The sequence below is a fragment of the Gilliamella sp. X-23 genome (assembly GCF_057063545.1).
The window spans coordinates 315065-321784 of record NZ_JBXSQG010000001.1; the positions used below are offsets into that span (position 1 = coordinate 315065).

The 6720-nt window shown below is 39.6% G+C and carries 6 protein-coding genes; 1 reads left to right on the forward strand and 5 read right to left on the reverse strand.

Going from position 1 to position 6720, the window contains the following annotated elements; all coding sequences use genetic code 11:
- The first annotated feature begins 82 nt into the window (after positions 1-82).
- A complete protein-coding gene (cysK, locus tag ACYH9I_RS01640) occupies positions 83-1048 on the forward strand; it encodes a cysteine synthase A (RefSeq protein WP_483558395.1) in 966 nt (321 codons plus the stop codon).
- 96 nt (positions 1049-1144) lie between these two features.
- On the opposite strand, the gene ruvB is transcribed toward cysK, so the two are convergent.
- The 5 genes from ruvB to ACYH9I_RS01665 form a co-directional block, all read right to left on the reverse strand.
- Entirely contained in the window at positions 1145-2149 is a 1005-nt protein-coding gene (ruvB, locus tag ACYH9I_RS01645; RefSeq protein WP_091347189.1) for a Holliday junction branch migration DNA helicase RuvB, read from the reverse strand.
- Positions 2150-2162: 13 nt separating this feature from the next.
- Positions 2163-2771, reverse strand: a complete 609-nt coding sequence (ruvA, locus tag ACYH9I_RS01650) for a Holliday junction branch migration protein RuvA (protein WP_483558397.1) — start codon at positions 2769-2771, stop codon at positions 2163-2165.
- Positions 2772-2948: 177 nt separating this feature from the next.
- Entirely contained in the window at positions 2949-3287 is a 339-nt protein-coding gene (locus tag ACYH9I_RS01655) for a YbaB/EbfC family nucleoid-associated protein (protein WP_091347193.1), read from the reverse strand.
- A 31-nt stretch (positions 3288-3318) separates the two neighbouring features.
- The gene (gene dnaX, locus ACYH9I_RS01660) at positions 3319-5487 is read right to left on the reverse strand and encodes a DNA polymerase III subunit gamma/tau (RefSeq protein WP_483558399.1); all 2169 of its coding nucleotides are present in this window, start codon (positions 5485-5487) and stop codon (positions 3319-3321) included.
- A gap of 877 nt (positions 5488-6364) precedes the next feature.
- The coding region (locus tag ACYH9I_RS01665) for a four helix bundle protein (protein ID WP_483558401.1) at positions 6365-6720 on the reverse strand (356 nt) is incomplete at its 5' end.

The window sequence follows — 6720 nt, forward strand, 5'->3', positions numbered from 1 at the left end:
GTTATCTTTATAATACTAATTCATAAAAATTAGCAAAAATTTTAAGGCTATCCGTTTAAAAGTTATTGATAAGGATACATACATGAGCAAAATATTTGATGATAATTCACAAACCATTGGTCATACCCCACTTGTTCGTTTAAAACACTTTGGTCATGGCAATATATTAGCTAAAGTTGAATCGCGCAACCCCAGTTTTAGTGTTAAATGTCGCATTGCATCGAACATGATTTGGGATGCTGAAAAGCGAGGATTATTAACTTCAGACGTCGAACTAATCGAACCAACCAGTGGTAATACAGGCATTGCGCTAGCGGCAGTTGCTGCTGCTCGTGGCTATAAATTAACTTTAACCATGCCTGAAAGCATGAGTATTGAACGTCGAAAACTGCTAAAAGCCTTAGGAGCCAATTTAATTTTAACTGAAGCAGCCAAAGGGATGAAAGGCGCAATCGAAAAAGCCGAAGAAATTGTGGCAAGTGATCCTAAAAAGAATCTCATGCTACAACAATTTAGTAATCCTGCTAACCCAGAAATACACGAAAAAACAACGGGACCAGAAATATGGCAAGATACCGATGGGCAAATCGATATTTTTATTGCTGGTGTCGGAACAGGCGGTACATTCACTGGCGTAACGCGTTACATAAAAAAAACACAAGGCAAAAATATTACCGCAGTTGCCGTTGAACCGACCAATTCACCCGTCATTAGTCAAGCACTAGCAGGCGAGCCTATCAAACCAGGTCCACACAAAATTCAAGGTATTGGAGCTGGTTTCATTCCGACAAATCTTGATTTAAGTTTAATTGATATAGTCGAAAAAGTATCAAACGAAGACGCTATCGAAACAGCTCGCGAATTAATGGAAAAAGAAGGCATATTAGCGGGAATATCATCGGGTGCTGCTATTTTTGCCGCGGATCGCTTAGCAAAATTACCTGAAAATATCAACAAAACCATTGTGGTGATTTTGCCATCTTCTGGCGAACGTTATTTAAGTACCGATTTATTTAGTGGCATTTTTACTGAAAAAGAACTCGGTTAAGTCAAAATTAGCAATATAACATCAGTAAATAAAAAAAACGTGACTCATCTAATAGTCACGTTTTTTTATGAACCTTAAGTTTCTCACAACTTTAACCTAATTATCCTGAATAATGCCAAAATGGCGATACGCATGTGGTGTTGCGATTCTGCCACGAGGTGTTCGTTGAATATAACCTTGTTGAATTAAAAAGGGTTCGAGCACATCTTCTATCGTTTCGCGCTCTTCACCAATGGCAGCGGCAATGTTATCTAATCCGACTGGACCACCCATGAACTTTTCGATAATAGCCAACAACAATTTGCGATCCATATAATCAAAGCCCTCGTTATCAACATCAAGCATATCAAGTGCTTGAGTGGCAATTTTTTTGTCGATAACCCCTTTTGATTTTACATCGGCATAGTCGCGTACACGACGCAAAAGACGATTGGCAATTCGTGGTGTACCGCGTGAACGTTTAGCAATTAAATGTGCACCTTCGTCTGACAAATCCATCCCCAAAAATTTAGCGCTACGACTAACAATATATTCCAAATCCTCAACTCGATAAAACTCAAGGCGCTGCACAATACCAAACCTATCCCGCAGTGGTGAAGTTAACGATCCAGCTCGAGTTGTTGCACCAATTAACGTAAAGGGGGGAAGATCGATTTTGATCGAACGTGCAGCAGGGCCTTCACCAATCATAATATCTAATTGGTAGTCTTCCATCGCAGGGTATAAAATTTCTTCAACTACAGGGGAAAGTCGGTGGATTTCGTCAATAAACAGCACATCGTTAGGCTCTAAATTAGTCAGCATAGCCGCTAAATCACCAGCCTTTTCTAAAACAGGACCAGAAGTGGTGCGTAAATTGACATTCATTTCGTTCGCCACAATATTGGCTAAAGTTGTTTTACCAAGTCCTGGTGGACCAAATATAAGTACATGATCGAGCGCATCACTACGTTGTTTAGCTGCTTGAATAAAAATCTTCATCTGCTCCCGCACTTGCGGTTGCCCAATATATTCGTCCAAACATTTAGGGCGAATAGCACGATCAAGTGACTCTTCTTCCTTTTGTGCTTGTGGGGCAATTAAACGATCCGCTTCAATCATAATAAATTCCTATTTATAATGCTGATTTTAAGGCTTCACGAATCAGCGTTTCGCTATCCATGTCTGGCTTAATGACTTTATTAATAATGCGACTAGCTTCTTGCGGTTTATAACCTAAAGAAATTAAAGCTGAAACCGCCTCGCCTTCAATTTGATTAGCCGATTTAAGAATATTACCTGTATCAACAATTGTACTAGCGCTTGATAATTGCTCTCCAAAACGCTTAATACGATCTTTCATTTCAACAATTAGCCGTTCAGCCGTTTTATTACCTACGCCCGGCAACTTAACTAAGGTTTTAATTTCACCTTGTTCAACCGCACTAATAAATTGCGATGCAGACATACCCGACAAAATAGCTAACGCTAATTTGGGACCAACACCATTAACCTTAATTAGCTCACGAAATAACTCACGTTCCTGCTCTTGATTAAACCCATAAAGCACTTGGGCATCTTCACGCACAGCAAAATGAGTTAACACAATAACTTCCTTCCCGTTTTCAGGTAATTCATAAAAACAGGTCATCGGCATAAACACATTGTAACCGACTCCACCAACTTCAATCAGTACTTTAGGAGGTTGCTTTTCAATAATAGTGCCACGTAAACGACCAATCACAATATATCCTTAATAATAAAGCGTAATAATTAAGCAAATGATTAAAGTAGTTTACCTGATAGCAAAAAAATAATAAAGAAAAACTGTATAAATAGACAGGCATAACTAAAACATTGCCGAGTTGATTAACAAACTCGGCAATATAAAAGGGTTAATTGACTAAATGAATGCGTTAACTTAAAACGGCATTTTAAAGCCTGGAGGTAGTTGCATACCACCAGTTACTTGCGCCATTCTTTCTTTTTGTGCGTCATCTAAACGACGAGCAGCATCGTTATAAGCAGCGGCAATAAGATCTTCTAACATCTCTTTATCGTCTTCTGCTAATAGTGATGGATCAATTTCAACACGTTTACAGCTATGCGTACCGTTAATAGTGACTTTAACCATACCCGCGCCCGACTCGCCAGTTACTTCTAATTTAGCGATCTCTTCTTGAGCTTGTTGCATTTTTGCTTGCATTTGTTGGGCTTGTTTCATTAAATTACCCAAGCCGCCTTTTCCACCTGAAAACATAATAATTCCTCGTTAAAAAATATAGCCACGATTATACAGGACGAACACTTGCTTCATCAATCTTGGCATCAAAATATCGGCAAATTGTTGCCACTTTTGGATCTTCGGCAATGGTTATTTTTGCCTGAGCTAGTTTTTGTTGATACAACTCTTCACGCATTTCGATTGGCGTCTTACGATTTTGATCATCATCAATAACAATCTTCACATCAAGATCTTGATTATGATATTTACAAAGTGCTTTTTTCACTTTAATCACATTCCCTGCTGAATTAATTAAGTGTTTAACTGCCGATCGCATATGCAACACTATCGTTCCATTATCTACTTGCTCAAAAGCGGAGTTAACCACAATTTGCTTAATTAAAGGCGACAGATCCAACTGTTCAATTTCAGCACACCATGCATCTTTTTGAGCCATTTCGGCAATCAGTTTTTTGGTCATTTCGGGGGTCTTTTCGCCATTAAGTGACTCGCGGAATGCTTTTGTATCAACCACGATCTCATCTTTCATAGCAATTAAACCACTGGCTTGCCATTGATAATTTTCCGCTGTGATTTCTTCTTCGTTATCACGACTATCTTCACCACTACGGGTATTGATAGACTCAACAGGAGCCTTATTTTGTTTAATTCGTTTAAGTGATGAACTGATTACTGGATTTTTTGGTTGGGCCACATTAGTCGCGCCAACCGCGTTAGACTTTTTTGGATTTTGTTCCTCTTTCATCAACTGCATACGCATTTCTAAAATACTCTTAGTCACCGATGAAACATCTTCAGGAATCGCTACATCGCCAGTGGTTGATTTAGTATTAGCCGTTTTCTCAACCTTTTGGGTTATAACAGGCGACGTATCACTCATAAGTTGCGAAGAGTTTTGCGGTTGTTTTGATAAAGGTGAACTAAGCTCTGATTTTTGCGAATCAAGAGCTGATGATGTAGTTTGCTCTGAGTCAGCAACTGAGATATTCTCAGGCTGACTTACTTGTGGTGCACTTGTTGCTAGCGCAGGGATATCGTTCTGAGTTTGCGAATGCATTTGCCCTTGTGGCTTCGTATTGCTTTCAACAGAAACAGGACTAACTACGACGGGGGGAGTGACAGCATCAACCGCCTTAGGCATAAAAGCCAAAGCACGCAAAAAGCTCATTTCAACACCGATTTTTTTATCGGGAGCAAAAGCAAGCTCTTTACGACCCATCAACAAAATTTGATAAAACAACTGCACATCATTCGGCGACATATATTGTGCTAAAAAGCGGATACGGTCTTCGTTATCGGTATAATCACCTAATGCTGTTGGCACTACTTGTAATAACGCAATTTGGTGCAACAAGGTAATGGTTTCGGCTAATAAATTATCCCAATCCGCCCCCTGCATAGCAGCGGCTTCGATTTGTTGCATTAGTGCATTACCATCACTATGATGCAATGCCTCAACAAACGAAAACGGAATCGATTTATCAAGCGTACCAAGCATAACCGCCACCGAATTAGCATCAACCTTACCATTACCAAGGGCAATGGCTTGATCGGTCAAACTCAGTGCATCACGCATACTTCCATTAGCGGCTTTTGCCAACATCCCAATCGCTTTAGGTTCGCTGCTAATTTGTTCTAACTGTAAAATATGAGCTAATTGTTTGCTGATTAGCGCTGTATCAAGCACATTTAAATGCAAATGCAAACAACGCGACAAAATAGTAATCGGTAATTTTTGTGGATCCGTTGTCGCCAATAAGAACTTAACATGCTCGGGCGGCTCTTCTAGGGTCTTGAGTAGTGCATTAAAACTACTGCGTGACAACATGTGGACTTCATCAATCAAATAGACCTTAAAACGCCCTTTGGTTGGCAAGTATTGAATATTATCAAGTATTTCGCGTGTATCTTCGACCTTGGTACGCGATGCGGCATCAATTTCGAGTAAATCAACAAATCGCCCTTGCTCAATATCACGACAATTATCACAAACCCCACAAGGCGTTGCTGTAATGCCAGTTTCGCAATTAAGCCCTTTAGCTAACAAACGCGCAATTGAGGTTTTACCCACGCCACGCGTGCCTGAAAATAAATAAGCATGATGAACGCGACCAAGTGATAGCGCATTAGACAAAATTTTAAGGACATGTTCCTGCCCCACAACTTCAGAAAATGATTTTGGTCGCCATTTGCGTGCCAGAACTTGATAACTCATAATCACCATAACTTATTGTCGTTGAATTTGGCGATAATCATACCATAAACCAATAAAATAGTCTTTAAACTGCCGATAATTGATGCAATATTAAACAATGTAAATGACCTCACAACGAGGGGAAGTGGTTTATTGGTGAATGAATTTAAATAAGGGGGATGTAGACTAGCTATTAGCAAAAAGTAGCAGTGAGTAGGTTATCAATGCAAATCGATAGGTTTTTTAAATGGTTGATTTTACTTAAAAAAACAAAAATAAAGACTTTAATAAAATCAATACCTTTTCTGACTGATTTTTGAGCGGAAAATCAAGCCTTTTGGGGTTGGTGAATAGAATAAATTGGGTGCGGTGGTTTCGGACGTTTTGACCTTGGGTGAATAAAATAGCTACAGTGACCACGTCCGAGTCAGGGAATTAAAGCGAATTCCCTGACAACCCACGCTTTGGCTGCAGAATGTGGCCTTCGGCTACGCTACTCGTATCATCCTGATACTCGCCTCTTCGAGGCCATCTTCGCTTTGCTCAGATGTTCAAATTTGTTCCAGACAAATTTGTCCGCCGTCGCTCGGTCTTAACGCACCGGCTATGATTCGCTCCCGGCGAAGCATAGCCTCGCCAAACATCCTTGTTTGGCGTGCTAACCTCGCTCTGTTGTCGGCACATTCTGACGCCAGAATAGGACAAATAACATAATCATCTTTTTTGGGAAGAATTGTTGTGTTTTTATTAGGCGGTTTTTGTAAAAAAACAGCCAGAAAAACTTTAATAAAATCAATACCTTTCCTAACCGATTTTTTGTGAGTAAATAAGGTGTTTTTTTTGTGAAATAAAAACGTTTAAATTAATGCGCTTTTTTAATTTTGTTTTTGTTTTAGCCTTAGCTTAAATCCTCATCATTCACCTGCGCCATAAACCAATGTTGCCAACCAGTGGTCTGCTTTTGGATGTTGTCGATGGATTGGTTGAATAAAGCAAAAGCACCGTGTGATATCATTTTCATTTTCCAACCTACACACAATAGCCCTTTGATAACATCTAACGAGGCGCGAATATGTTGTAACTGTTTAATGGCGGATTGGCATTCTTTGATGTTATCTCGGTCAACGATATTAGATAATACTGCAGAACGAATTGCCTCAGTTAGCTCGGTCAATATCGCTTCGCCAGTGGTAAATTTAAAGGACTTTGGTAAGTGGCAATGCGTTTGCCAATAGCATTGGTATAATGTCACTA